Origin of the sequence: Clostridium sp. YIM B02551 (assembly GCF_022324735.1) — a bacterium.
In the GTDB taxonomy this organism is placed as follows: domain Bacteria; phylum Bacillota; class Clostridia; order Clostridiales; family Clostridiaceae; genus Clostridium_T; species Clostridium_T paridis.
This window is the reverse complement of the sequence record NZ_JAKGTF010000012.1, coordinates 133,423-156,580: the sequence shown is the minus strand read 5'-3', so window position 1 is coordinate 156,580 and position 23,158 is coordinate 133,423. Positions and strand designations below refer to the sequence as shown.

At 28.9% G+C, this 23,158-nt stretch carries 25 protein-coding genes; 6 read left to right on the top strand and 19 right to left on the bottom strand.

The features are described 5' to 3' along the window. Positions 1 to 96 precede the first annotated feature (96 nt). The 5 genes from L1S47_RS15420 to L1S47_RS15400 all read right to left on the bottom strand — a co-directional run bounded on the left by L1S47_RS15420 (position 97) and on the right by L1S47_RS15400 (position 4,005). Positions 97 to 681: an undecaprenyl-diphosphatase gene (locus tag L1S47_RS15420; RefSeq protein WP_238884421.1), complete on the bottom strand. Its 585-nt coding sequence runs from the start codon at positions 679 to 681 to the stop codon at positions 97 to 99. A 15-nt stretch (positions 682 to 696) separates the two neighbouring features. Continuing rightward, positions 697 to 1,269 carry a phosphatase PAP2 family protein gene (locus L1S47_RS15415; protein WP_238884419.1) on the bottom strand — a complete coding sequence of 191 codons (573 nt, stop codon included), beginning with the start codon at positions 1,267 to 1,269 and terminating at the stop codon, positions 697 to 699. A 58-nt stretch (positions 1,270 to 1,327) separates the two neighbouring features. Continuing rightward, the gene (locus L1S47_RS15410) at positions 1,328 to 1,999 is read right to left on the bottom strand and encodes a VTT domain-containing protein (RefSeq protein ID WP_238884417.1); all 672 of its coding nucleotides are present in this window, start codon (positions 1,997 to 1,999) and stop codon (positions 1,328 to 1,330) included. Positions 2,000 to 2,170: 171 nt separating this feature from the next. Next, positions 2,171 to 2,584, bottom strand: coding sequence for an EamA family transporter (locus tag L1S47_RS15405; protein WP_238884416.1), 414 nt, complete (start codon positions 2,582 to 2,584; stop codon positions 2,171 to 2,173). A 44-nt stretch (positions 2,585 to 2,628) separates the two neighbouring features. Next, on the bottom strand, positions 2,629 to 4,005 hold the full coding sequence (locus L1S47_RS15400) for an MFS transporter (protein WP_373689094.1): 1,377 nt from the start codon (positions 4,003 to 4,005) through the stop codon (positions 2,629 to 2,631). Between the two features lie 210 nt (positions 4,006 to 4,215). Between L1S47_RS15400 and L1S47_RS15395 the strand changes: the two genes are divergently transcribed. Continuing rightward, positions 4,216 to 5,349 carry a glycosyltransferase gene (locus L1S47_RS15395; RefSeq protein ID WP_238884412.1) on the top strand — a complete coding sequence of 378 codons (1,134 nt, stop codon included), beginning with the start codon at positions 4,216 to 4,218 and terminating at the stop codon, positions 5,347 to 5,349. 63 nt (positions 5,350 to 5,412) lie between these two features. Here the strand turns inward: L1S47_RS15395 and L1S47_RS15390 are convergent, their stop codons facing one another. The 7 genes from L1S47_RS15390 to L1S47_RS15360 form a co-directional block, all read right to left on the bottom strand. After that, positions 5,413 to 6,792 (bottom strand): cell wall metabolism sensor histidine kinase WalK, encoded by a 1,380-nt coding sequence (locus L1S47_RS15390; RefSeq protein ID WP_238884411.1) that lies wholly within the window; start codon positions 6,790 to 6,792, stop codon positions 5,413 to 5,415. 2 nt (positions 6,793 to 6,794) lie between these two features. Further along, the gene (locus tag L1S47_RS15385; RefSeq protein WP_238884410.1) at positions 6,795 to 7,475 is read right to left on the bottom strand and encodes a response regulator transcription factor; all 681 of its coding nucleotides are present in this window, start codon (positions 7,473 to 7,475) and stop codon (positions 6,795 to 6,797) included. Positions 7,476 to 7,544: 69 nt separating this feature from the next. After that, complete coding sequence (locus L1S47_RS15380) at positions 7,545 to 7,946, bottom strand: PepSY domain-containing protein (RefSeq protein ID WP_238884408.1); 402 nt, start codon at positions 7,944 to 7,946, stop codon at positions 7,545 to 7,547. 129 nt (positions 7,947 to 8,075) lie between these two features. Next, complete coding sequence (locus L1S47_RS15375; protein WP_238884406.1) at positions 8,076 to 8,669, bottom strand: class I SAM-dependent methyltransferase; 594 nt, start codon at positions 8,667 to 8,669, stop codon at positions 8,076 to 8,078. Positions 8,670 to 8,773: 104 nt separating this feature from the next. After that, positions 8,774 to 9,187, bottom strand: a complete 414-nt coding sequence (locus L1S47_RS15370) for an Rrf2 family transcriptional regulator (protein WP_238884404.1) — start codon at positions 9,185 to 9,187, stop codon at positions 8,774 to 8,776. A gap of 155 nt (positions 9,188 to 9,342) precedes the next feature. Further along, positions 9,343 to 10,281: a carbohydrate kinase gene (locus L1S47_RS15365; protein WP_238884403.1), complete on the bottom strand. Its 939-nt coding sequence runs from the start codon at positions 10,279 to 10,281 to the stop codon at positions 9,343 to 9,345. After that, the gene (locus L1S47_RS15360; RefSeq protein WP_238884401.1) at positions 10,274 to 11,713 is read right to left on the bottom strand and encodes a sucrose-6-phosphate hydrolase; all 1,440 of its coding nucleotides are present in this window, start codon (positions 11,711 to 11,713) and stop codon (positions 10,274 to 10,276) included. The genes L1S47_RS15365 and L1S47_RS15360 overlap by 8 nt, the downstream gene beginning before the upstream one ends. A gap of 177 nt (positions 11,714 to 11,890) precedes the next feature. On the opposite strand from L1S47_RS15360, the gene L1S47_RS15355 reads away from it, so the two are divergent. Next, positions 11,891 to 12,298, top strand: a complete 408-nt coding sequence (locus L1S47_RS15355) for a DUF3888 domain-containing protein (RefSeq protein WP_238884399.1) — start codon at positions 11,891 to 11,893, stop codon at positions 12,296 to 12,298. 70 nt (positions 12,299 to 12,368) lie between these two features. Here L1S47_RS15355 and L1S47_RS15350 read toward each other — a convergent pair whose 3' ends face one another. Continuing rightward, positions 12,369 to 12,866: a hypothetical protein gene (locus tag L1S47_RS15350; RefSeq protein ID WP_238884398.1), complete on the bottom strand. Its 498-nt coding sequence runs from the start codon at positions 12,864 to 12,866 to the stop codon at positions 12,369 to 12,371. Positions 12,867 to 13,112: 246 nt separating this feature from the next. Next, complete coding sequence (locus L1S47_RS15345) at positions 13,113 to 13,331, bottom strand: hypothetical protein (protein ID WP_238884396.1); 219 nt, start codon at positions 13,329 to 13,331, stop codon at positions 13,113 to 13,115. Between the two features lie 118 nt (positions 13,332 to 13,449). Here L1S47_RS15345 and L1S47_RS15340 point away from each other — a divergent pair, with 118 nt between their 5' ends. Continuing rightward, positions 13,450 to 15,147 carry a methyl-accepting chemotaxis protein gene (locus L1S47_RS15340; RefSeq protein ID WP_238884395.1) on the top strand — a complete coding sequence of 566 codons (1,698 nt, stop codon included), beginning with the start codon at positions 13,450 to 13,452 and terminating at the stop codon, positions 15,145 to 15,147. Between the two features lie 115 nt (positions 15,148 to 15,262). On the opposite strand, the gene L1S47_RS15335 is transcribed toward L1S47_RS15340, so the two are convergent. The 3 genes from L1S47_RS15335 to lgt form a co-directional block, all read right to left on the bottom strand. Beyond that, on the bottom strand, positions 15,263 to 15,574 hold the full coding sequence (locus L1S47_RS15335) for a hypothetical protein (RefSeq protein WP_238884390.1): 312 nt from the start codon (positions 15,572 to 15,574) through the stop codon (positions 15,263 to 15,265). A gap of 518 nt (positions 15,575 to 16,092) precedes the next feature. Beyond that, the gene (locus L1S47_RS15330; RefSeq protein ID WP_238884388.1) at positions 16,093 to 17,148 is read right to left on the bottom strand and encodes a YncE family protein; all 1,056 of its coding nucleotides are present in this window, start codon (positions 17,146 to 17,148) and stop codon (positions 16,093 to 16,095) included. A gap of 193 nt (positions 17,149 to 17,341) precedes the next feature. Continuing rightward, positions 17,342 to 18,172 (bottom strand): prolipoprotein diacylglyceryl transferase, encoded by an 831-nt coding sequence (lgt, locus tag L1S47_RS15325; protein WP_238884386.1) that lies wholly within the window; start codon positions 18,170 to 18,172, stop codon positions 17,342 to 17,344. A 204-nt stretch (positions 18,173 to 18,376) separates the two neighbouring features. Between lgt and L1S47_RS15320 the strand changes: the two genes are divergently transcribed. Both L1S47_RS15320 and L1S47_RS15315 read left to right on the top strand, forming a co-directional pair. Then, positions 18,377 to 20,170, top strand: coding sequence for a sulfite exporter TauE/SafE family protein (locus L1S47_RS15320; RefSeq protein ID WP_238884384.1), 1,794 nt, complete (start codon positions 18,377 to 18,379; stop codon positions 20,168 to 20,170). 138 nt (positions 20,171 to 20,308) lie between these two features. Continuing rightward, positions 20,309 to 20,683: a hypothetical protein gene (locus L1S47_RS15315; RefSeq protein ID WP_238884379.1), complete on the top strand. Its 375-nt coding sequence runs from the start codon at positions 20,309 to 20,311 to the stop codon at positions 20,681 to 20,683. A 409-nt stretch (positions 20,684 to 21,092) separates the two neighbouring features. Here L1S47_RS15315 and L1S47_RS15310 read toward each other — a convergent pair whose 3' ends face one another. Both L1S47_RS15310 and L1S47_RS15305 read right to left on the bottom strand, forming a co-directional pair. Next, positions 21,093 to 21,779 carry a response regulator transcription factor gene (locus tag L1S47_RS15310; protein ID WP_238884378.1) on the bottom strand — a complete coding sequence of 229 codons (687 nt, stop codon included), beginning with the start codon at positions 21,777 to 21,779 and terminating at the stop codon, positions 21,093 to 21,095. Between the two features lie 80 nt (positions 21,780 to 21,859). After that, positions 21,860 to 22,015, bottom strand: a complete 156-nt coding sequence (locus L1S47_RS15305; RefSeq protein WP_238884377.1) for a hypothetical protein — start codon at positions 22,013 to 22,015, stop codon at positions 21,860 to 21,862. A gap of 257 nt (positions 22,016 to 22,272) precedes the next feature. Here L1S47_RS15305 and L1S47_RS15300 point away from each other — a divergent pair, with 257 nt between their 5' ends. Continuing rightward, entirely contained in the window at positions 22,273 to 23,064 is a 792-nt protein-coding gene (locus tag L1S47_RS15300) for a multicopper oxidase family protein (protein ID WP_238884369.1), read from the top strand. Positions 23,065 to 23,158 lie beyond the last annotated feature (94 nt).

The following is a 23,158-nucleotide window of genomic DNA, read 5'->3' as shown; positions in this document are numbered from 1 at the left end:
TTATTCTATTATACATAAAAGTACCCCATAGAATAGGCTTTTTTAAATTGTCTATTCTATAGGGTACATTTTAGAAAGTGTGTGGCTTTATATATTTTAATTATTATATGATTTTTTTGATTTAACCTTCATTAATATCCTACTTTCAATTCTTTCATATACACTTGCAACTATATCTTTTAGCTTAATGCTATAAATATAATTTGTTATGAAAACAATAATATAGGCTCCTATAATATCAAGCGGATAATGATGTCCAACATACACTCTTGAAAATCCTACAATTACAGAAAGAATAGTTAAAATTATACTCAATAATTTGTTATAATTTTTAAGCCCTAATGCTATACTCATTGTCCCAGTTGCATGGTCACTTGGAAATGATGCATCAGCTGTATGTGGGAATAGTAAATTCACTTTATTATGTACAAAAGGCCTATCAACATAATAGATACTTCCAATAATAAAGCTTAGCACTAAATTAATTAAGGTTAAAACAATTGTATTTAAAGCAACTTTCCTATATTCTGCCTTATTGTTTATCATACCTAATATAAATATTATTGCGGTTACTGCCATAAATATATATGGCATATCTTTTGAAAAGAAAATCATTATTTTATCAATAATCGTATTTTTATTTGCTAGATCATTTATTAGTCTAAAAAATTCTAAATTCATCTTTAATTATCCTTTCTATACTATGCTTTTGTACAAAATAGCAATCTTATCAACATATCCACTTTGTATCATTATAAAAATTAATTTTGAACACATTATTCCTATTAAAATTCCTGCTATAACATCTGTTGGATAATGCACAAAAAGATATAACCTTGATAAGGCTATTAAAAATGCTATCCCAACAAATATCAGTTTATACTCGCTAAAATATATAGATAATACTCCTGCTACTGCAAATGAAGATAAAGTATGCCCAGATGGGAAAGAATAAGTTAGTGGCTTTGCTATTAGATGTTCGCTGCCATTATAATTACAAGGCCTACTCCTTCTTACTATATGTTTTACTATTCCTTCTCCTATTAATGTGCTAACAATTAATGTTAGTATTACTATGCTTCCGATTAATCTATAGGGCTTATTTACTATTAAAAGTGCTGCTATCATAATCCATATGATTCCTAAGTTCCCCATACTAGTTACAATTGGCATTAATCTATCTAAATATTTATTTTTCAAATACTTTCTGATAATGTATAGACCATAATTATCGAATGTATTTATTTTTCTTAATACATTAAAATACATCTAATCACCTCTCTTACATAGTAACTGTGTATTTTCTCCTACTAAAACCTTGAAATAATTAAGTTTCTGAAATGATATCATTCTCGTTGTCATCTCCATTTTTCCTTTCTTTAATAACTGTAATTCCCGCTGGAATAAGAGAGATTATAATAATAGCTATTAAGACATATGAAAAGTGTTCTTTAATAAATGGTAAGTTTCCAAAAAAGAATCCTCCACCTAAAAATAAAGTTACCCATAACCCTCCACCTGCCATATTGTAAGGGATAAACTTTGAATAGTTCATCTTTCCTATACCTGCTACAAAAGGTGCAAAGGTTCTAATTATGGGTATAAACCTCGCTATTACTATAGCCATTGAACCATGTTCCTGATAAAACTTCTGTGCTTTTATTAAGTGAGCTTTATTTATAAATTTTAAATCTTCTTTTTCTAGTATTTTGTGTCCTATTTTTTTACCTATATGATAATTAACTAAGTCTCCAAGCACCGCAGCTAAATATATTATCATCCAAAGAATAAATATATTCATTCCTCCCATTGCTGCTATTGCTCCAGCAGCGAAAAGCATTGAATCTCCTGGCAAGAATGGTGTCACAACTACTCCTGTTTCTAAAAATATAATTAAGAATAAAATACCATAAGTCAATATTCCATATTGATTAACTATTTGACTTAGAAACTTATCAATATGTAATATTACTTCTATAAAATTTCCTAAAACACTCATATTTTCTCCTCTCATGATTAACTAACTTTAACATCGATTTATGTTTTAGATTATGGACTCTATAAATTAAAATCAGATTAAAATAACATTAGATTCTTCTTTGAATTTATGAGGCTCAATAATAAAAGCACCTAGACAATAAAGTCTAAGTGCTCTCATTTTAATAGTAACTTAAAATACCATTACAAATATTCCTGCAGTTATTAGTAAACTTGCTACTACTGTTTTCACCGTAAATTGTTCTCCTAATATTATAAAAGATAAAATCAATGTAAGTATAATACTAGATTTATCAATAAGTGCAACTTCCGATACTTTACCTATAGATATTGCCTTATAATAAAATACCCAGGATAATCCTGTAGCTAATCCAGATAAAATCAGAAAAATCCAATTTTTCTTAGATAAACTTCCCAGCCCATTTTGTGATCCCGTTGCAAATACTATCCCCCAGGCTAAAACTATAATTACAACAGTTCTAATTGCTGTTGCTAAATTCGAATCAACACCTTTTATACCTACTTTTGCAAGAATTGAAGTTAATGCTGCAAATACTGCTGATAATATGGCAAATAGTTCCCACATATTCTCCTCACTCCTATCCCATTTTTGTTTTTATAAAGAAAATCCTATAATATATCCGCTCGTTTCTTTAAAATAGATTTAACCTCCATTATATCCCGTTCATTAGTTTTGGACATTTTTATATATAATAAAGATGATGGAATTAAAAACAATTGAAAGATTATTAATGTAATTATATAATTAGTCGGTTCTCCAGTATGTGATGAAATACTAGCTAACATAACTCCTACTCCAGTATTACCAATTGTTCTGCCAAATCCATTTGCTAAATTAGCAATACTAAATGCTGCTCCCCTATATTCAGGAAGATTTACATCTGTTATTATGGCAAGCCAATTTGGTGTATTAGCTGATTGTGCCGCACTTGCTAGAAAAGATAAAACAAATATTGCTCCTATCCAAGGGTTGGTAAATACTTGCTTTATCAAATCCTCCAATATTAATATTGGATCAGTTGTATTATGAAGAACTAAATTTTTCATTGGAATTAAAAACATTACAATATAAAGTGGCATCATCAAAAATACAAATCTAGCTGTTAATAATGCCCTACCTCTACTTTTTTTTCTCTGAGCCAAATCTCCTAGGTACCCAAAATAAGTTGAAGTAAGCCCACCTATTTGAAACAATGCAAAAAGATAGCCTGCTGCTATGATTGCTGTTTTGGTAGTATACCCTTCATGTAATATCTTTGAAATATATAGTGTTGGTAGCCATATCAAGGTACCCGTTGTTATGTTCATAAAAAATGCTTGTACAAAAAGTAATATATTGCTTTTATGTGAGGCAATAGTCTTTAGATTCTCAAATTTAATACTGTAATTGTATCCCTGCCCTTTTTTAATAAGCTCTTGTAACTCTGGTTCAGCTTCCCCAAGACTTGGTTCTCTTACAAAAACATATAAAATCACTAGAAATAGTCCTATAATACTTACTATTTCAAAAGGTTTTCTCCAATCTGATGAAGCAGCAACTAATGATGCCATTACTGCCCCCAAAATTCCACCAAACCCTTGAGACATTCCCCAAAGGCTTAACATCATTCCACGAAATTTATATGGAATATAATCAGTTAAAACACTGAACCCGATTGAAGCTATACACCCTAAGCCAATTCCAGTAAAAACTTGATATATAAATAATTCTAAATAACTATTGGCACGAGATGTTAAAAATACTGAAACAACCCAGAAAATAGTTCCTATAATAATAAGTATTTTTCTATTATATTTACCTGCAAGATATCCCCAATATATAGATGAAATTGCTGTTATTAATATATTTACTCCAGATACAATTCCAAGTGAAGATACCTGTATATTTAAATCCTTTGCTATAGATGAAAAGAGGGGCGGAAATAATCCAATTATTATGTTGTCAAATGCAGCTAATGCCACAAACACAAATATAGTATAAATCATTTTAATATCTTTTGATTTCAAAAGTTCACTAACTCCTTTTAATAATAAATTCTAGCATATTTAATTCTCTGTTAATTATTGTACTACATAGCACCTATAGTAATATTTATATTTTTTATATTTAATGTAATTTTAATTTAGCTTTAACCTTTTTTTAAATTTAGATAGCTAAGATACAATTAAATATTTAAAAGCGAAAGGATTACATATATGATTAAAAATATTCTTATTCTCTCATCAGATTTTACTGGACATGGACACAAAAGTATTACTGAATCCTTATGTGAACAGCTTGATAAAAATAAGGACATTAAAACTCATATTGTTGATGGGTTTACACTAGGTGGAAATATACTTATAAATGTAGGTAAGGCCTACGGTCCAATAACTCGAAAGTCAGAAGCATTATGGGAACTAATTTGGGATATTTCCTCAAGTAAACCATCACTAATTAATGAAATAATTGAATTAAAAATAAAAGAAAATTTTATAACCTTAATAAAAGAACTTAATCCTGATTTAATATTAACATTACATCCAAACTTTAACGGTTCAATTTTAAATATATTAGAAAAAAATAATATAAAAATACCTGTGATTACACTTATTGCTGATTTAATAAGCATATCTCCCTTATGGGCAGATCCTAGGGCAAGCTACGTTATAAGCCCAACCATTGAAGCCAAAGATAAGTGTATTAATTTTGGTGTCTCTTCTGAAAATATAAAAATTTTCGGATTTCCAGTGCGTTCAAAATTTTATAATAATGTAATACCTTACACGGAAAATATAAACCTTGGAACAGACACCCCCTTAAATTGCTTATTAATGAGTGGTGGCGAAGGCTCTGGTAACATGAAGAAAATAGCTGAAACTCTACTTGATAATTTTAATTGTAGTGTAAAAATAATAGCAGGAAGAAATAAAGCTTTAAAAAATAAACTAGAATCATCTTTATGCTCCAAATATGGAAATAGAGCTGAAATATATGGATTTACAAAAGATATACATAGCTTAATGCAAACCTCTGATATTGCTTTTATTAGGGCTAGTCCTAATGTTATGATGGAAGCAATAGCTTGCAATGTTCCATTTGTATTAACTGGTGCTCTTCCTGGCCAAGAAAAGGACAACCCAGTATTTGCAGAAAAATATAATCTTGGAGTTGTATGTACTGATATACATAAAATAGAAGATATTATTAGTGACTTGATTGCAAATAATGCTGAAAAACTAATTAGCATTAGAACTTCTCAAAGAATTTTTAATAATCCTCATATTGCAGAAAACATTGTGGATTTTATTTTAAGCATAGATAATCATATAGATAAAGTTGCACTTTAAATTTTTGTGAAAGGGCTGTCGCATCAGCGTTTAACAAACGCTAATGCGACAGCCCCTTTTAATTTACACTTTAAATCTTACAGATATACTTGTTCCTTTTCCGTCTTCGCTTTCTACCTCTATATCTCCTTGATGCATTTCCACGATCCATTTTGCAATTGATAAACCTAATCCTGTTCCACCTTTATCCTTTGACCTTGATTTATCTACTGTATAAAATCTATTAAATATATTTTCAATTTCTTCTTTTGGTATTCCTATACCACTATCACTTACAGTTATCTTTACATTTCCCTCTTCTAGCTTTGAACTTATATCAATTTTTCCCTGTTTAGGTGTAAATTTAATACTATTATCAATAAAAATTCTTAACATCTGCTTTATCATTTTATAATCTGCTAATATCTTCACTTCATCATTGCTTTTGCTTTCTATTATATGATCCTCAGCTATTAATCTACTTTCCTCAACTACTTCATTAATTAACTCATTAAGAGGAAATTCTTTTTTTTCTATCTTTTGATTACCGCTATCACCTTTAGCTAAAAATAAAAGTTTTTCAACTAATGCTACCATATTATCTGTTTCAAACCTTATTGCAGCAATTGATTTTTCTAGTGCCTCTCTATCATCTTTTCCCCATCTATGTAGTAAGTTTGCATATCCTTGAATTACAGCTATAGGTGTTCTGAGCTCATGAGAAGCATCTGATACAAATTGAGTTTGTTTATTAAATGATTCTTGAAGTCTATCTATCATATTATTAAATGTATCCCCAAGCCTTTTAAGTTCATCTTCTGGGCCCTTTACATCAATACGTTCTTTCAAGTTATTAATACTTATATTATCAGCAGCTTTAGTTATATAATCTATTGGCTTTAGCATCCTTTTGCTTAACACATAACCTAATATAATCGATGCAATCATACCAATAAAATCAGCTACTGCCATAAATATAAATAAAATCTGCAAAAAGTCATACTCGCTGTCCATGTCCTTTACAATTTGTAAATAAACTACTCCATAGGTGTTATTATCTAGTCTAACATTCTCATATAATAAACGCCTATCTCCTTCCTCAACCTTCATTATTTTATCATTAATATTTCTCTCTTTATCTCTAATTCTAAACTTAAACTTATCTGTTGAATTTATTATAGTGCCATTTTCTTGTATTATCCTTATGTGAATATCTTGCTTAGAAGTAACATCTGCTAAAATATCTTTACCTGCTAAGTCCACAACTTGACTTTGATCTAATACTTTATTTAAAACTATAGTTTTAACATCCTCAACTTCTTTATTCCCCTGATTATATAGATAATATTTTACCCCATATAAAATTGCAGCATTTAGAACTAATAAAAGTAGTGAGAACATAAATGCATATATAAGTGTTAACTTAATTGAAATCTTTGCATTTCTGAGAAATTTTACTTTCATGCTTAATCACCCTTAATAACATATCCTACCCCTCTAATGGTAGTTATTAATTTTTCTTCAAAACCATCATCAATCTTACTTCTTAAATATCTTATAAACACGTCTACTACATTAGTATCTCCCATATAATCATATCCCCAAACCTTTTGAATTAGCTGTTCTCTAGTAAGCACAACATTTTTATTAACTAATAGCATTTCAAGAAGATCATATTCTTTTTTTGTAAGTTCAATTTCTTTTTCAGCTCTTCTGACCTGATGGGTTCTATTATCCATGACAACATCCTTAAGCTTAATTATGCTATCTTTATGCTCTAAAGACTTTCCTCTTTCGTATACTCTTATCCTTGCTAAGAGTTCCTCAATGGCAAATGGTTTTGTAAGATAATCATTAGCTCCTACATCCAATCCTATTACTTTATCAGATACATCACTTTTTGCTGTAAGCATTATAATAGGAATTGTTGAAAATTCTCTTATCCTCTTACAAACTTCAATCCCATTAATTATAGGAATCATTACATCTAAAAGAATTAAATCATATTCATTATCTTGAGCCTTCTTTAACCCTTCTCGGCCATCATAAACTACTTCTACCTTATATCCTTCATGTGTCAATTCCATTTCAACAAACATAGCCATCTGCTTTTCATCTTCAACTAATAGAATTTTAAAGTTTCTCATAAATTTATCCCTCCATAAGAAAATAGTGAGCAGATAGCTCACCACTCAATTATACTATATACCACTTTTTCAACCTTTACCATGTTTCTCTATTTCTACTCTGTGATTACTTTCTCCTCTATCATTTCCTCTTTTATCATGTCCTTGTAATATTACACCATATTCTGAATCTAACTTAACTTCTTTAAGTGTATTATCTTTGTCTTTAATACTAAATTTATATTCAAATACTGCATCTCTAAAATTTAACTCCTTATCTACTTTTATAACCTCGCCTGGCACCTTACCTAATGCGATTTTTTGAAGCTGAGCCTCTGAGTATTTTATGTTTCCGTTTGCTTTCGAATAAACAAAACCCACTACTGACCCTGCAATAATTACAATTCCTACTATGGTCGCTGAAGAAATAATAATTATCCTCTTCTTATATTTTTTACAAAAATCCTTAATTTTAATTAGAATATCTTTCATTATTCATTACCTCCGTATCTTTTAATCATGTTCCTTATTATTACTGTTATACTAATTTGCCTGAATTAAAAAATACTAAAGATGAGATTAAAATCAGATTAAAACTTTATGTGATTATCTTAAGCGATCTTACTTTTTAACAATAAAGATGTAGTGTAAGTCATCTGGAAACACTTTTTGTGTTATCTTAAAGCCAGCATCAATTAGTTCTTTCTCCATATCTAATGAAGAGATTCTTGGAGGCATTGGTTTACCTGTAATATGACTTTCTTTTTTTTCAATTTCAAAACATAAGAAATGTCCGCCATCCTTAAGTACACGCTTAATTTCATTCAGAGTTTTAGATAATGGATTAACTTCATGTAAAACTAATGAGGCAAGAGCAATATCAATGGAGTCATCTGTCAGCGGGATATTATCCAGTCTTCCTTCTATTAATTTTATATTTGTAATATTCTTATCCTTTGACTTAGTATCTATTACCTCTAATATTTTAGGATCCATATCTAGAGCATAAACTAAGCCATCAACCATTTGAGCTGATGGAATTGATAGGTACCCAGTTCCTGCTCCTAGATCTAAGATGTTATCATTTTTCTTAATATCTAACATCTGTAATATTTCTTCTGGAGGGAAGTTCTTCATTCTTTCAACTCCATCTAACGCTTCTATTTTCCTTTGTAAATTACCTATTCCTTTTGAATTATGCTCATGTTTATTCATTCTTCATTCTCCTTTAACTATTTTATTTTAAACTCATACATTAAAGACATTTTATGTCTGTGATTAGAGTATAAAAAGCCATTTATAAGGCTTCTTATACAGAACTACTTCCCACACTCTTTATTGCATACGGATTCTTGCACTACTTCATATAATTTCTTTTTCTGAAGATATGTCTCCAATACTTCTTCAGCTTCTGCCATTACTTTATCAATTCGGCACTCACCTTCTTCGTGAAATTCACAATTAAATAATGCTCCAGTTCCTTCTGTAGCTTTTATAACATCCATAAATGAAATATCTTCTTTCATTTTACGCAAAACATACCCACCATTAACCCCTGAAGTTGATTGTATTAAATTGGCTTTTACTAGCTGGGTTAAAATTTTTGAAAGATATGGCGCTGATATATTAAAGTGCTTTGCTAGTGTTTGTAAGTTTAAATTATCAGTTTTGTCATGCATCATCATATACGCAAGAGTATGTAGTGCATAGTTTGTAGCTTTTGTGTATTTCATACTAATCACATCCTTAAAAGGTATTACAGAGTTTATTTGTCTTTAATTATATTTGTATTAGTTTCCTTTGTCAATCCATAAAAAGTGGCAAAACTATTAAATAGCCTTGCCACCCTTTTCATCAATAATTAAATCTTTTTTTATTTTATAGTTACTTATTCCAACTCACTTAATGTCGGCATTGATGCTATTGCCCCGTAATTTGTGCACGTAATTGCTCCAACTTTATTGGCAAAAGCAACTATATCTTTCCATTCTTCAAATTTTATATTTTGTTTATCTTCAATATCAGCAACTTTTTTTAATACAGCTCCTACAAACGAATCTCCAGCGCCTGTTGAATCCACTTGTTTAATCTTAATTGATGGAATTATTGCATTTTCACCATTAACACTTAAATACGTTCCTTTTGCACCTAGCGTAATAGTTACAACTTTAGCACCTAGCTCATGTAATTTATTAACACCCGATTCTATATCTTTTTCTTGTGTTAATAAAAATAATTCTTCATCGCTTAACTTAGTGAAATCACTTTCTTTTAAAAACTTAATACTATCTTCAATAAACAAATCTAATTTATCTGGCGTTATTAATGTATCTCTATAGTTTGGATCAAATGATACATAAACATTATTGGCTTTAGCATGATTTAATAATTTGAAATATGTCTTTTTTAATTCACCTTCTAAAAATCCTGTAGCTGAACCAAAATGAATGATATCTGAATTTGTTATCTTTGATAAATCAACATTATCAAATGAATATTCTCCATCACTCCCCCTTAAGAAATCAAAGTTTCTCTCTCCGTCTTCATCAATTCCAACTAAAGCTATTGTCGTGCTACCTTTTTCTACAGTCATTTCAGTATTTATATCTAAGTCCTGCAAAAGTTCAATTAAATATTTTCCGAAGAAGTCATTTCCCACTTGTCCTAAGAAATAAGAATTACCTCCTAGCTTACAAATGCTTGCAGCCACATTTGCTGGCGCACCTCCAGCTTTCTTTTCAAATTTTTCTCCATTTTTCAAACCTTTATTATCAACACACACCATGTCAATTAAAAGTTCTCCAATACAAAAAACATTATTACTCATATTTTATACTCCTTAAATTCCATGTGCATATTTCATTTATTTTTATCTTATTATCATTTTTAATTTGAATTTCCAATGCTTCCGTCTTAGTAAAGTACATTAAGGTAGTTACTTCTAATCCATTTTGATAGTATATTTCAATAATTGAATTATCAATAAACATATGTAACTTTAATTCGTTATCAACTTTCAACTTAAACTTTCTTATTCCTTTTCCACCTAAGCACATATTATTCCTATCAAGCATACACACCTGTGCTTCTTTATCATAAGACATTAATATATATTCCTCATTAAACTTAAAGCTCACTTCAGTAAAATTACCTTCACTCATATCTAAATTTAATATTACTTCTACGCATCTCGAATCCAAATTTAATTTATAGCTGTCACATATTAAGTTCTTTTCATTTATTACTTGAGATTGTCTTAAATTCTCTACTTCCTTTAGTGGTTTTTGATATAAAACATTATTTCTATACTCTATAACTCTAGGCATAGTTAATGCGTACATCCATCCATACTCAGCAGTAGGATATTCCAATTCTTTATCTGGTAACCCGATCCAGCCAATCATTATATTTTCATTATCATGTTTAAAAACTTGTGGTGCATAAAAATCAAACCCCATATCTAATTCTTTAAATTCACAATGTTCCTTTAATTCAAGTTCTTTTAAATCTAACTTTCCAATTACGTAGCCTGATTGAAATATATTTTGATATTTAAATTCCTCACTTTCTATTCCTTGTGGAGAAAAGATGAATGCATATTTATTTTCGCTTACCTTAACCAAGTTAGGACATTCCCACATGTATCCAAACGAATTCATGTTAGTTTTCAATTCACCAATAAATGCCCATTTCATAGCATCTTTTGAATTATAAATCAAAACTTTTCCTTTTAAGTAATTATTTTGAGCCCCTAAAATCATATAATAATATTCATCCTGCATAAAAATATATGGATCTCTAAAATGTGCTGTATAACCTTCTGGTTGTTTTTCAATAATTACACCTTGCTTTTCGATGGTTCCATTTTTATGGTAGGTAGCTACACATTGATAAGATTCTCTTTCATTATTTGAGCCTTTCACGTTTCCTGTATAATATAGTTTCAATTTATCATCTTTAACCAATCCACAACCTGAGTAACAGCCATCTTTATCAAACCAATCTTCAGGCTTTAAAATAAGTTCAGGTTTTGTATAATTAACAAAATCAGTTGTTGTAACTAATCCCCAATGCTTTGTTTTATGCTCACATCCAAATGGATTCCATTGATAAAATATATGAAACTTATTATTATAATAACTTAATCCATTGGGATCATTAATTAAACCAAATGGCATTTCAATATGAAAATTATTTCTCCATATATGCTTATCTTTATCGCTATTACAATTATTCACTTTAATATTACTTTCATTCATAAATACACTTCTTTCTGATACTAATGTTCATTAAAAGATTAAATTATTAGTAAATTCATCATATCACCATTCTTTCCCACTGTAGTATCATATTGCTATTGCAGCTTCAAATCAAAGTAACAGCCACATATTTTGCTTAAACTATGCAATATTAATATATATGGAGGTGATGACTTAATGAAACGATTTAAAAATTTAATTTATTTTTTTCTTTGTTTATTTATACTTATTCAAATTCCAGCCATAAAAGCAAAGCCAGAAGTTTTAAATACTTCATATGGTGTTAAGAGTGACTCATCATTAAGTGATGATGCTCTTCGTTCCATATTATATCCTTATATTACAGACTCTTTAAGCAAATATTATGGTGGAAATGGACGGCAATTTGACTTATCTAAGGCTAAATTATCAATAACAAAGCCAAATCCTGAGCTATTCACATTTATTATTACTGTTCAAGTTATTACTTTTATTGGACCTCATAATCCTCCATATGGAATAGAAACTATCACTGTTGAAACTAGCCCATATGGCACTGAAGTTATAAAATTTCAACATGAGGATGAAAAATTACCTACTCGTTAAAAAAGCACATGCTTCTAATATTTTCATTTACTTGAATTGTTAATAGGTTTCAAGTTGTTCTAACTTTCTTTTATATATTATTTATAATATTTATAACTTTATCTGGAGGCTTTATAGGACCTCTAGAGGAATCAACATATTTCTCTTTGGTTCCGTATTGAAAATAACCGGTATTGGGGTTATTTTTAATATCTAAACTAAAAAACAGTCTATAATATTTTATTGGTGAAAAGCCATTTGAATTTTCTATATCCATTTTTTGTTCTTCATTGTATATGAACTCTACTCCTAAACACTTCTTATTATCATTGACTGTTTTGTCAATATCAACACCATCTTTTGCTACAGATATAGCATCCTTATCAATTCTATCATTAGTTAAGTTAACTATTTTTTCAAAATTTGAATCACTAGATAGAATTTCTTTCTTATTTCCATCCTTATAGACTAGTATCTTATCAGGATTACCAATTATTTTATTTGATATTTTTTTATTATTTGAATTACTACACCCAAGTAATAACATTATACTTAATACAGTGCCTATCAAAAAAATAACCTTTCTCACACCCTCACCCCCACTTTACTTCAATTAAACCATTTATTTACATATATATATATTGTAACATTTTTTTATCTCGAATAGGTAATAAGGCTCTTAGCAAAAATATAATTCCATATAAAAAAACACATCGTCTCAACCTAATGAGAATGTGTGGTTTCATTTTATCATTAATTAAATTATATAAAACTCTTATATATGAATTTAGCCAAACCTTTTTAATCATAAACAAATTTTATTGTATATTACAGATTACATATTTACCATGTTTCTACATTCAGTTGTACATTTTTCGCATATTGTAGCACATAAATCACATACTTCTTTTATACTTCCACTTCCTCTAGGCATATAACACGCAGCCATAGAGCATATTTCAGCACAATATTGAAGTGTTCTAATACAATTTGCTCTTGCTTTAACATCATCCTTGTAAAGATAATTTAACTTAACACTCCTGAGAATCTCCAACTAAATATCTATTATTCTCATATAAAATACTTTCTTTATTGCCTACATAAGTTCTTCATAATTAATTTCTATAATAACTAATATTAACCAAAAAAATATTAGTTATGGAGGTCAAAACATGAATAGTATACGCAAAAAATTTTTATCTGCATTTGGAATTATTGTATTTCTAATGTTCTTATTAGGTATAGTAAGCATATTCGAAATAAATAAAATAAATACAAATGCACAAGAAATGTATCATGATCAACTAAAAGGAATAAGTTACATTAAGGATGCTCAATATTATCTTTCCAATGTTCAACGTGCTGAAGATAATGTATTATTAGCACCAACAATCGATGAGAAAAAAGAACACTCAATGCATTTAGAAGAATATTATTCTACTGGCATTATAGGTAATTTGAATAGTTTTAAAGAAATGGCACTTGAAGATGATAGAAAGAACCTTGATAAACTTATAGATGAAATCAATACTGTAAAGAAAAATCAATTAATAATAATTGATAAGAGTATGAATTTTAAAACTGATGAAGCAACCTCCCTTTCAAAAGATAATGTTAAAAATTTTCAAAATATCGAAAAAGAAATTGACAGTATCTCTACAAATAAATTAAATGAAGCTGAACAAAAATATAATGACAATATGCTTATATATAACAAAATTATAACTATAGTAATTATCTTCACGATATCATCACTAATTTTTAGTATAATTCTTGCTTTAATTATATCTTCTTCTATAGTTAATCCTCTAAGACAAAGTATAAATTTTGCAAAAGATTTAGCTAACGGAAATCTAACAACTAGCCTCAATTTAAAAGTTAAGAATGAAATAGGTGTATTAATTGATGCTCTAAATAACACAAGAGATAAACTAAAAAATATAACATCAAACATAAAGTTATCTTCAAATGAGGTATCATTAGTTAGTGAACAACTTTCTGCTTCAATGCAAAGCACAAATGTAACTACTACAGAAATAGTTGAAAAAATGTCAAACAACAATAATAACTTACAGCAAATAGTTTCTTCTGTAGAGCAAGCTAATGTAAGTTTAAAAAATATTTCTGCAAGTTCTAAAGTCGTGTCTTCTCTTGCTCAAAATGCTGAAAGTGATGCATACGCTTTTCGAGACTATGCGTTAATAGGTAGAAAGTCTGTTGATACAACATTCGCAGCAATATCGGATATAGAGAATTCAACTAAGGAAGTTAGATTTAGTATTGATGAACTAAATATACTTTCAGTGAACATAGGTGAAATAACTTCTACAATTACTGATATAGCAAATCAGACAAATATGCTAGCCTTAAATGCTGCTATTGAATCTGCAAGAGCAGGTGAGTATGGAAAAGGTTTTTCTGTTGTAGCTGATGAAGTTAAAAAATTAGCTGAAGAAAGTGCTTCTGCTGCAAATAATATAGAAAAAATAGTTTCAGATATTATACATAAGACCAATACTGTAGTTAAAAGTATTTCAACTACAGAAGTCAAGGTTAAAGAAGGTACCTCTGTTGCACTGGATACTAAGCATCAAATTGAATTAATAATAAATAATATGAACTTGCTAACACAAAAAATTCAAGATATATCATTACAAGCAAATAAGCAAGCTGAACAAACTAACAATATCTCAAGTAATATGGTCAGTATTGTAGATAACACTCAAAAACTCTCTTCTACTTCACAAGAAATAAATAGTGATATTGAAGAACAGATGACAATGATAGAAGAAATCTCATCTACATCTGAAAACCTCTCATCAATGACTGAAAACTTAAATTCAATGGTATCTTATTTTAAAGTGAAGTAGTACTAGTTTAAGTATTAAAATCTCTTATTACTAAGTTCATACCTTATATTCTGAGAATAAAAGATAACAGAGTAATATGATTAATCATATTACTCTGTTATTTTCAGTTCCTAAATTAAATTCTATTCTGCAATTCATTAAATTCAGTTACTTCACTATTAACATCTGTTTTCTTTTTGCTATCGCAACAATTCTTCTTATTTCCACCCATCATCATAGGAATCATGAAAATCATCATTATCGGGCACAAGAACGGTACTATCCCCGATAAAAACAATCCCGTGCTAGGACTAAATTTAGTTATTAGTGGTAAAGAAAGAACTACTATTATAGGTAATCCACAGCATAGAACCATATGAAGCATATGTTTTAATGGATTATGATTATGTCCTGAATGTTTTTCTTTTCCATCATTATGACAATTCATAATATATACCTCCATGTTACTTTCATTTAAACTTTTGATTTTTACTATAACAATATTCTATCTTGTAATTATAAAGATATTATGAAGAATCCAATACTATATTTATAATTTTTTATAATATCTAATTAAAATTTTATTAGCTCACATAAGTGCCAGTTTCTTCATATTTTCTTTATATTTTTATAATATTATATATACATAAAGTTATTATAATCTCAATATAAATAACCTTATGATTATTCTCTCAAGTACGCATAATAAAAGGAAACTTAGAGCTTAACTCTAAGTTTCCTTTTATTTCCTTGATTTTAAGCAATACTATTTTAATTTATTGTAAACACGTATCTTCTTTACATATTCTTTATATCTTTAGGTTATTATAGCTACGTAGGATAATTAAACACCTTTTATTAATTACTCTTATGAATATGAATATAAATATAAATCCAAAAAAACATTAAAAAAGCTTGTGATTTTAAATCCAAGCTTTTTTAATTATTTATCTTTAAATTGTAAGTTTATTCTTTGATACTTATACCATTAGGCTCCCCATCAACTGGTATAGTTTGAATTACTTTATTAGTTGAATAATCAATAATGCTTACTGTTGATTCATACATATTTGTAACATATACGAATTTATTATCTGGACTTACTAAAACACCATGTGATCCTTTTCCTGTTTGTATTGTAGTAACAACTTTCTTTGTTGATAAATCTACTTTAGAAACTGAATTTGATGGAGTTTCTTCAGTACCTTGATTAGCCACAAAAACAAATTTGTCATCGGATGATAGGTATAGTTGCGCTGGTCCTACGCCTACTGGCACTTTTTCAACTTTATCTGTCGATAAATCAATTATCCCAATTGCATTTTCTCCATTAATAGTTACAACTAATGTTTTGCCATCCTTTGTAACCCCTGTTGTCACTGGGGTACTTCCAACCTTTATTTTTCTAATTTCTTTATTATTATTAATATCAACTATACTAACTGTGTCTTCTCCCATGTTAGCTATATATGCAAATTGACTATCGTTTGATATTCTAAATCCATGTGGGCCTTTCCCTACTGCAACATTCTTAATAAGACCATAATTTTTTGAATCAAGTATTGAAACATTATTGTCTTCATTGTTAGTTACTAACACTTTTTTACCATCATTAGTAAAAACCACATGGGCTGGGTGCTTACCTACTTCTACTTTTTTAATAAGCTTTCCTGTCTCAGTTTCATAAAAAATCACATATCCATTTTCACTCATTGAACCCTGATCTGTTTGCCCTTTTTCCATTTTAGCTGAAGATGTATACCCTACAACATTTCCATCAGGTGAAACTTGGATATTATGTGGTGCGCCTGGATCTTTTACAGATTCAGCAATTTTATATGTCGATAAATCTATCTTAGAAATACTTCCACTTTCATTTGCAGTATATAAATATGAGACCTTATTCTTCTCATTGTTATTTGTTGATTCATTATTATTTTTATTAGTCTTATTACATGCTGTAAGGATTACACTTATTATGATGAATATGCCTATTATTTTAGTATACTTTAGTTTAAACATAGATTATCTTCCTTCCTCTAATTGTATAATTTATTGCTGTTGAATTTTTTAGTTCCTCGTTATTTTATACTAATTAGTACTAAAATATCCTTTCATGTATTTCCATAAAAACTGTTAGATAAATATTAAAGAGTATTGCTATTTACCTAACAATACTCTTCAACATTTCTGAATAAAACATCAATATTAGATTTTATCCTTGAACTATATAATAAATTAAACTTGATACTGTTACCAACACTATATAAATTAGAATAAACACACATATTGACGTTTTAGTACCCTCTGTTTCGTTAATTCTATACTTTTCATTTTTTCTTAGATATAAATATGCTATTATTCCAATAATAATTAACAAAAGACTTAAGAGATGTGATATAGAAAAGGCTCCATAAATTATTGGATTATTCCTAAACAATTCTACAATTCCTCTAATTATTGAGAATCCAATAATGTAATTTATAAGAATTTGGCCTTGATATTTTTGTTTCTCACTCTTTCTCCATAAAAATATAAATAGTAAATAATCTAAAACAAACTCATACATCTGAGTGGGATGAAGAATGCTGCCATCTATATTAATTCCCCATGGCATAACTTTAGTCATTACCTTACCAAATACATCACACCCAACTCTTCCTATACCCTGAGCTAGAGCAACTGCAACTACTAAAATATCCGCTAGCTTTAAAAATGATACTCTAGTCTTAACAGAATAAATGTATCCAACAATTAATGCTACTGCTATCCCTCCATGTACGGATAATCCACCTTCATCTATACTAAATATTTCTGATGGATTGGCAAGATAATATGTAGGATTATAAAAAATTATATAAAATAATCTAGCTCCAACTATACCACCTATAACTACGCAAATTACTGCATTTAATATTGTATCCTCATTAACCCTTTTTCTTTTGCCCATCCAGGAAGAAAAAAATATCCCTGAAATTATTCCTATCGCAATCATTAAGCCAAAGAAATAAATATGAATAGGCCCTATACTAAATAATTCTTTCATTATTATTCTCCTTACATTTAATATTATCTTATGATAATACTTTCATATGTAGGTTTTATGAAGAGATATTTACCAAAATTTATAGTTCGCATTACTTTCTTATCTTCATATCATAAACATATTTATTTTATATACTTTACCCATCTATTTAGCAATTAAGTTTTAATTGTTTTGTATATCTATGAAATACATAGGAGGAAAAATATGAGTATCAGACATGAAGAAATAAAAGTTTATGATATGACATGTACATCTTGTGAAAAAAAGGTTGAAAAAGAAATAAAAAAGTTAGATGGAATAATATACACTGAGATTAGTTTTATCAATGAGTTCGCTATTATAGAATATGATGATGATCTTTGCAACTTGGATTTAATTAAAGCTGCAATAACTACAGCAGGTTATAGTACTAAAAAATCTAAAAGTTTCAAATTGCTAGGTCTCATTATAATAGCCACCATTGTAATTTTACTTGGTTTTAATACCAGTGGGTTCGATATAGAAGGTAAACTTGAAAACGCATCATACGCAGCTCTTTTTATAGTTGGTATTCTATCTTCAATTCATTGTGTTGGAATGTGTGGAGGTATTATGCTTTCTCAAAACACTATAGATATAAGTACAAATAAAAGCAGATTAAAGTCTATAAAACCTTCCATTTTATATAATGCAGGTAGAGTTGCTTCTTATACCTTGTTAGGTGGTATTTTCGGTGCAATGGGATCAATACTTTCATTTTCAATTACTACTAAAGCTATAATAGAAGTAATTGCAGGTATATTTATGATAATGATGGGCTTTAATATATCAGGTTTTAAGCTATTTAGATGGTTCAATATTAAAATTCCAAGTTTATCATGTAAAAGTAAAAACAAATTTAGGTCACCTTTCATAATTGGATTTTTGAATGGACTTATGCCTTGTGGTCCACTTCAAACAATGCAACTTTTTGCTCTAGGTACTGGTAATGCCCTTAAGGGAGCTTTAGCAATGTTTGTTTTTTCAATTGGAACAGTTCCTTTAATGGTTCTATTCGGAGCACTTTCTGGTCTACTAACTAAAGGACTTAGCAAAAAATTAATTAAATTCAGTGGTATCTTGATAATAGTCTTAGGACTTGTAATGGGAAATAGAGGTCTTACATTAGCAGGGCTAAGCATCAATCCAACAACTATACTTACTGATGGAACTACTGCTTTCTCTGATAAAGGTTCAAGTAATTCCTCTAATTCAAATGTATATAAAGCTACATTAAAAGGCGGGGTGCAAACAATAAATATGAGTGTTGGAAATCGGGGTTATACTCCAAATATATTTTATGTTCAAAAAGACATACCTGTTAAATGGATTGTTGATGCCAAACTTGTTACTTCCTGTAATAGTACTATAGTAGCTAGATCCTTAGACTTACAAAAAAAATTAGTATCTGGTGAAAACATAATTGAATTTACACCTAGCAATAAAGACATTAGTTTTAGTTGCTGGATGGGTATGCTTGGTGGAGTAATAAAAGTTGTAGATAAACTTGATACAGTTGATTTATCAAAGGTTGATTCAACGACTTCTTCAGCTACTAGTTCTGATTTTGCACCTTCTAAACAATATTCATTTAATGGTACAGATATAACAAATGTTCCTACTGGAACAATAATACAAAAGTCTACTTCTGTGGGAATTGCACAATATGCAAAGTTTAAAGGTACAGGAAATTCTTTAGAACCATTAGTAATAGTAACAGGAAATAGCTCTAGCACTAAACTTACCTTTGATTTAAATGCCTTTGATAATGCGGAAGGAGAATATAAAATTTTAGATATCCTAACTAAAGAAGAAATTACCTCTTTTACGGCAAAAAAGGGTATAAATGAAGTTACTTTTAACCCAAAAAGATCCGGAAGTTTTGAAATTAAGAAGGGTGATTTTATTCTAGGAGTAATTGAGGTTGTAGATGACATAAATTCTGTAAATCCAGAAGTAATACGTGCCACATATTTTTAAATTTCTTTAATGTTACATAAAAGGAGAATGCTTAATACAATAAGCATTCTCCTTTTTATATATCAACTTTTTGCCAAGAATGATATTATTTAATTATGCACCATATCAAGTTAATATAATGCAAAAGGGGGAAAAGAAGTGGAATTAATCAATCTAGAAAAGCTAATAACTGTCTATAAAACGGATGATAACTCGTCTTACAATTCTTGGTTCATTAATAATAAGATTAGACTAAATGCAATAACTGATATTAGAACTGAAGTTACTTCCGTAGTCGAATCTATTAAAAATAATACCTTTGGAAATGATTTTAAATGTTCACCATTAGAATTAGTTTTAAATAGAATAACTGAACAAAAACAAGTTTTAAAGGTGCTGCTCATGCTTTCTATTGGAAACCTAAGATCAGCACACCTGATATTTATGAAAACGAAGAAAATAAGAAGATTTTCGGAAAATTTCTTGAGGCCTGTTTATATGCTAATAATTCTGATGAAATTATCAAAGAAATAGTAAAACTGGAAAGTCATAAAATTAAAGGTATTGGCCCTGCAATCGCCAACATACTTTATTTTATACATCCTACCTTAATACCTCCAACTAATACTTCATTTATAAGTGGATATAACGCTGTTTTTTCTGACCATAGGAAACTGGGGTCATGGGAAGATTATTTACATATAAGAGAAATAATTATAGATATTAATAAGAAACTCAATCCACAATTATCAGAGGATTTGGGCGCTATATTTGGTTTCTTTTTTGATATAGGTTCAAGAAATATCCCATTAAGATAATTTAATATTTATTATAAATATTAAAAAAAGAGCTTTGATATTTTTTTAGTTATCAAAGCTCTTCTTTATATATTACATACGTATCAATTAATTTATATTTTCATAGTATACTGAATAGTTACATTTTAACCTTCCACACCAAATTTATAACCAACTTTTACTACAGTAATAATATATTTAGGATTTTTAGTATCCTCTTCTATCTTTTTGCGTATATTTTTTATATGTACATCTATTGTTCTATCATATCCTTCAAAATCTATTCCACCTATCTTCTCTATTAGTTGATCCCTATTTAAAACCTTTCCTTTATTAACTGCAAGTGCATATAATATATCAAATTCATTAGGCGTAAATGAAACTTCTTCGCCATATAACTTAACAGATCTTTTATCATAATCTATAACTAACTTTCCATCATCGAAGCACACATCTTCACGTTCTTCCTCTGCAAGCAATCTTCGAAATAATGCATTAACTCTAGCGGTTAATTCTCTAGGACTGAATGGTTTTACTAAATATTCATCAGCGCCAATATTTAATCCTTCAACCTTTTGGTTTATCTCTCCCTTTGCAGTAAGCATAAATATATGCACATCAGATGTTTGGCGAATAATTTTACACACTTCTTCTCCATTAATATCTGGTAACATTAAATCAAGTATTATAAGCTTAAATTCCATCATTTTAAACATTTCTATACCTTTTAAGCCCTTAGGCGTACAGTAGACCTTATATCCCTCTTTCTCTAAATAAGCTTTTAGTACCTCTGACACTTTCTCTTCATCTTCTATTATTAAAATCTGTTGCAACTTTCGTTTACCTCCAAATAAATAAAAGATAAGAGAAGTCTAAACTTCTCTTTAATTTTAATAACACTTATGCTCTTCTCTTAAGCTGCCTTACTTCTCTTTTCAATCTCAATTGTTCTATAAGTATCTTCTATTGCTGATATTTCATTATTATATTTCTCAATTATTTTTCTTGTATACTCTTTACTATAAACTTCTCTGTATTTTTTGCTTATTAAATATTTTAGTAAATTCATTTAGTTCACCTCTAAAATTATTTTTTACTATGATAAGATAATATAATAAAATTGTGTAGCAATTATGAAGAATTTTAAGAACTATATATTAAGCTAGGAATATATTATAATAAACATTTTATAGGGGATGTATCGCTATAGTCATTACGCCTGATGTAAACTGCTTATCTTTTATTTCAAAAAAAGAAGTTAAATATTTTGAATTAATCGCAGAACCAGTTATTAGGGAAATACTCCCTGGATTATTTATTAAATGTTTGGGATATAACGGAAGTACTCCTGGACCTACAATTCAGGTTTATCCTGGAGATTATGTAAATATAAGAGTATATAATAATCTTACTGAATCTACAAGTGTGCACTGGCATGGTCTTGATGTTCCGAACGAGATGGATGGGGTGCCTAATGTAGAGCCTTCACCTCAAATAGAACCCAAAGATTATTTTGATTATAGGTTCAAAGTGATAAATCCTCCTGGGACTCATATGTACCATACTCATATGAATACAAGTACGCAACAAATGATGGGACTAGGTGGTGCATTTATTATCACAAATCCATATGAAGATAAATTTCATATACAACATGATTATTTTCTTATGCTTCAAGAATTTCGTATTAATGAACTTAAGATGGGTGAAGTAAAACCCGGTATATATAATATAGATCCTATGGCTCATGAGTTTAATTTTTTTACAATTAACGGAAAGTGCTTTCCAAATACAACCCCACTTTCTACAAAGTTAGGGGATACTGTGCGTATACGATTAGGTAATATATCTATGAATTCTCATCCTATCCACATACATGGGCATCAATTTTTCGTAGTAGCTTCTGATGGTAATAGCATTCCTTACAATAATCAAATGATTAAAAACACTATAAATGTAGCTTCTGGCGAAACATGGGATATAGTCTTTAATTCAAACAATCCTGGCATATGGCCATTTCATTGCCACATTCCTCATCATATGTCTAACAATATGACTAAATCAGATGGCGGAATGTTTACAACCATTGTATATGAAGACACTACTAAGAACTTTTAATTCAAGTCACTCAAAAAATATGAACATAAGAAAGCTAGAGTCATACACAATAAATATTGTAACTCTAGCTTTCACTTATATCTGTTAAACTAAA

Bases quoted from the DNA above. Each gene is read 5' to 3' on its own strand.
- L1S47_RS15420 (WP_238884421.1), bottom strand. From the start codon at position 681: ATGAATTTAGAATTTTTTAGACTAATAAATGATCTAGCAAATAAAAAT.
- L1S47_RS15415 (WP_238884419.1), bottom strand. From the start codon at position 1,269: ATGTATTTTAATGTATTAAGAAAAATAAATACATTCGATAATTATGGT.
- L1S47_RS15410 (WP_238884417.1), bottom strand. From the start codon at position 1,999: ATGAGTGTTTTAGGAAATTTTATAGAAGTAATATTACATATTGATAAG.
- L1S47_RS15405 (WP_238884416.1), bottom strand. From the start codon at position 2,584: ATGTGGGAACTATTTGCCATATTATCAGCAGTATTTGCAGCATTAACT.
- L1S47_RS15400 (WP_373689094.1), bottom strand. From the start codon at position 4,005: ATGATTTATACTATATTTGTGTTTGTGGCATTAGCTGCATTTGACAAC.
- L1S47_RS15395 (WP_238884412.1), top strand. From the start codon at position 4,216: ATGATTAAAAATATTCTTATTCTCTCATCAGATTTTACTGGACATGGA.
- L1S47_RS15390 (WP_238884411.1), bottom strand. From the start codon at position 6,792: ATGAAAGTAAAATTTCTCAGAAATGCAAAGATTTCAATTAAGTTAACA.
- L1S47_RS15385 (WP_238884410.1), bottom strand. From the start codon at position 7,475: ATGAGAAACTTTAAAATTCTATTAGTTGAAGATGAAAAGCAGATGGCT.
- L1S47_RS15380 (WP_238884408.1), bottom strand. From the start codon at position 7,946: ATGAAAGATATTCTAATTAAAATTAAGGATTTTTGTAAAAAATATAAG.
- L1S47_RS15375 (WP_238884406.1), bottom strand. From the start codon at position 8,669: ATGAATAAACATGAGCATAATTCAAAAGGAATAGGTAATTTACAAAGG.
- L1S47_RS15370 (WP_238884404.1), bottom strand. From the start codon at position 9,187: ATGAAATACACAAAAGCTACAAACTATGCACTACATACTCTTGCGTAT.
- L1S47_RS15365 (WP_238884403.1), bottom strand. From the start codon at position 10,281: ATGAGTAATAATGTTTTTTGTATTGGAGAACTTTTAATTGACATGGTG.
- L1S47_RS15360 (WP_238884401.1), bottom strand. From the start codon at position 11,713: ATGAATGAAAGTAATATTAAAGTGAATAATTGTAATAGCGATAAAGAT.
- L1S47_RS15355 (WP_238884399.1), top strand. From the start codon at position 11,891: ATGAAACGATTTAAAAATTTAATTTATTTTTTTCTTTGTTTATTTATA.
- L1S47_RS15340 (WP_238884395.1), top strand. From the start codon at position 13,450: ATGAATAGTATACGCAAAAAATTTTTATCTGCATTTGGAATTATTGTA.
- L1S47_RS15335 (WP_238884390.1), bottom strand. From the start codon at position 15,574: ATGAATTGTCATAATGATGGAAAAGAAAAACATTCAGGACATAATCAT.
- L1S47_RS15330 (WP_238884388.1), bottom strand. From the start codon at position 17,148: ATGTTTAAACTAAAGTATACTAAAATAATAGGCATATTCATCATAATA.
- lgt (WP_238884386.1), bottom strand. From the start codon at position 18,172: ATGAAAGAATTATTTAGTATAGGGCCTATTCATATTTATTTCTTTGGC.
- L1S47_RS15320 (WP_238884384.1), top strand. From the start codon at position 18,377: ATGAGTATCAGACATGAAGAAATAAAAGTTTATGATATGACATGTACA.
- L1S47_RS15305 (WP_238884377.1), bottom strand. From the start codon at position 22,015: ATGAATTTACTAAAATATTTAATAAGCAAAAAATACAGAGAAGTTTAT.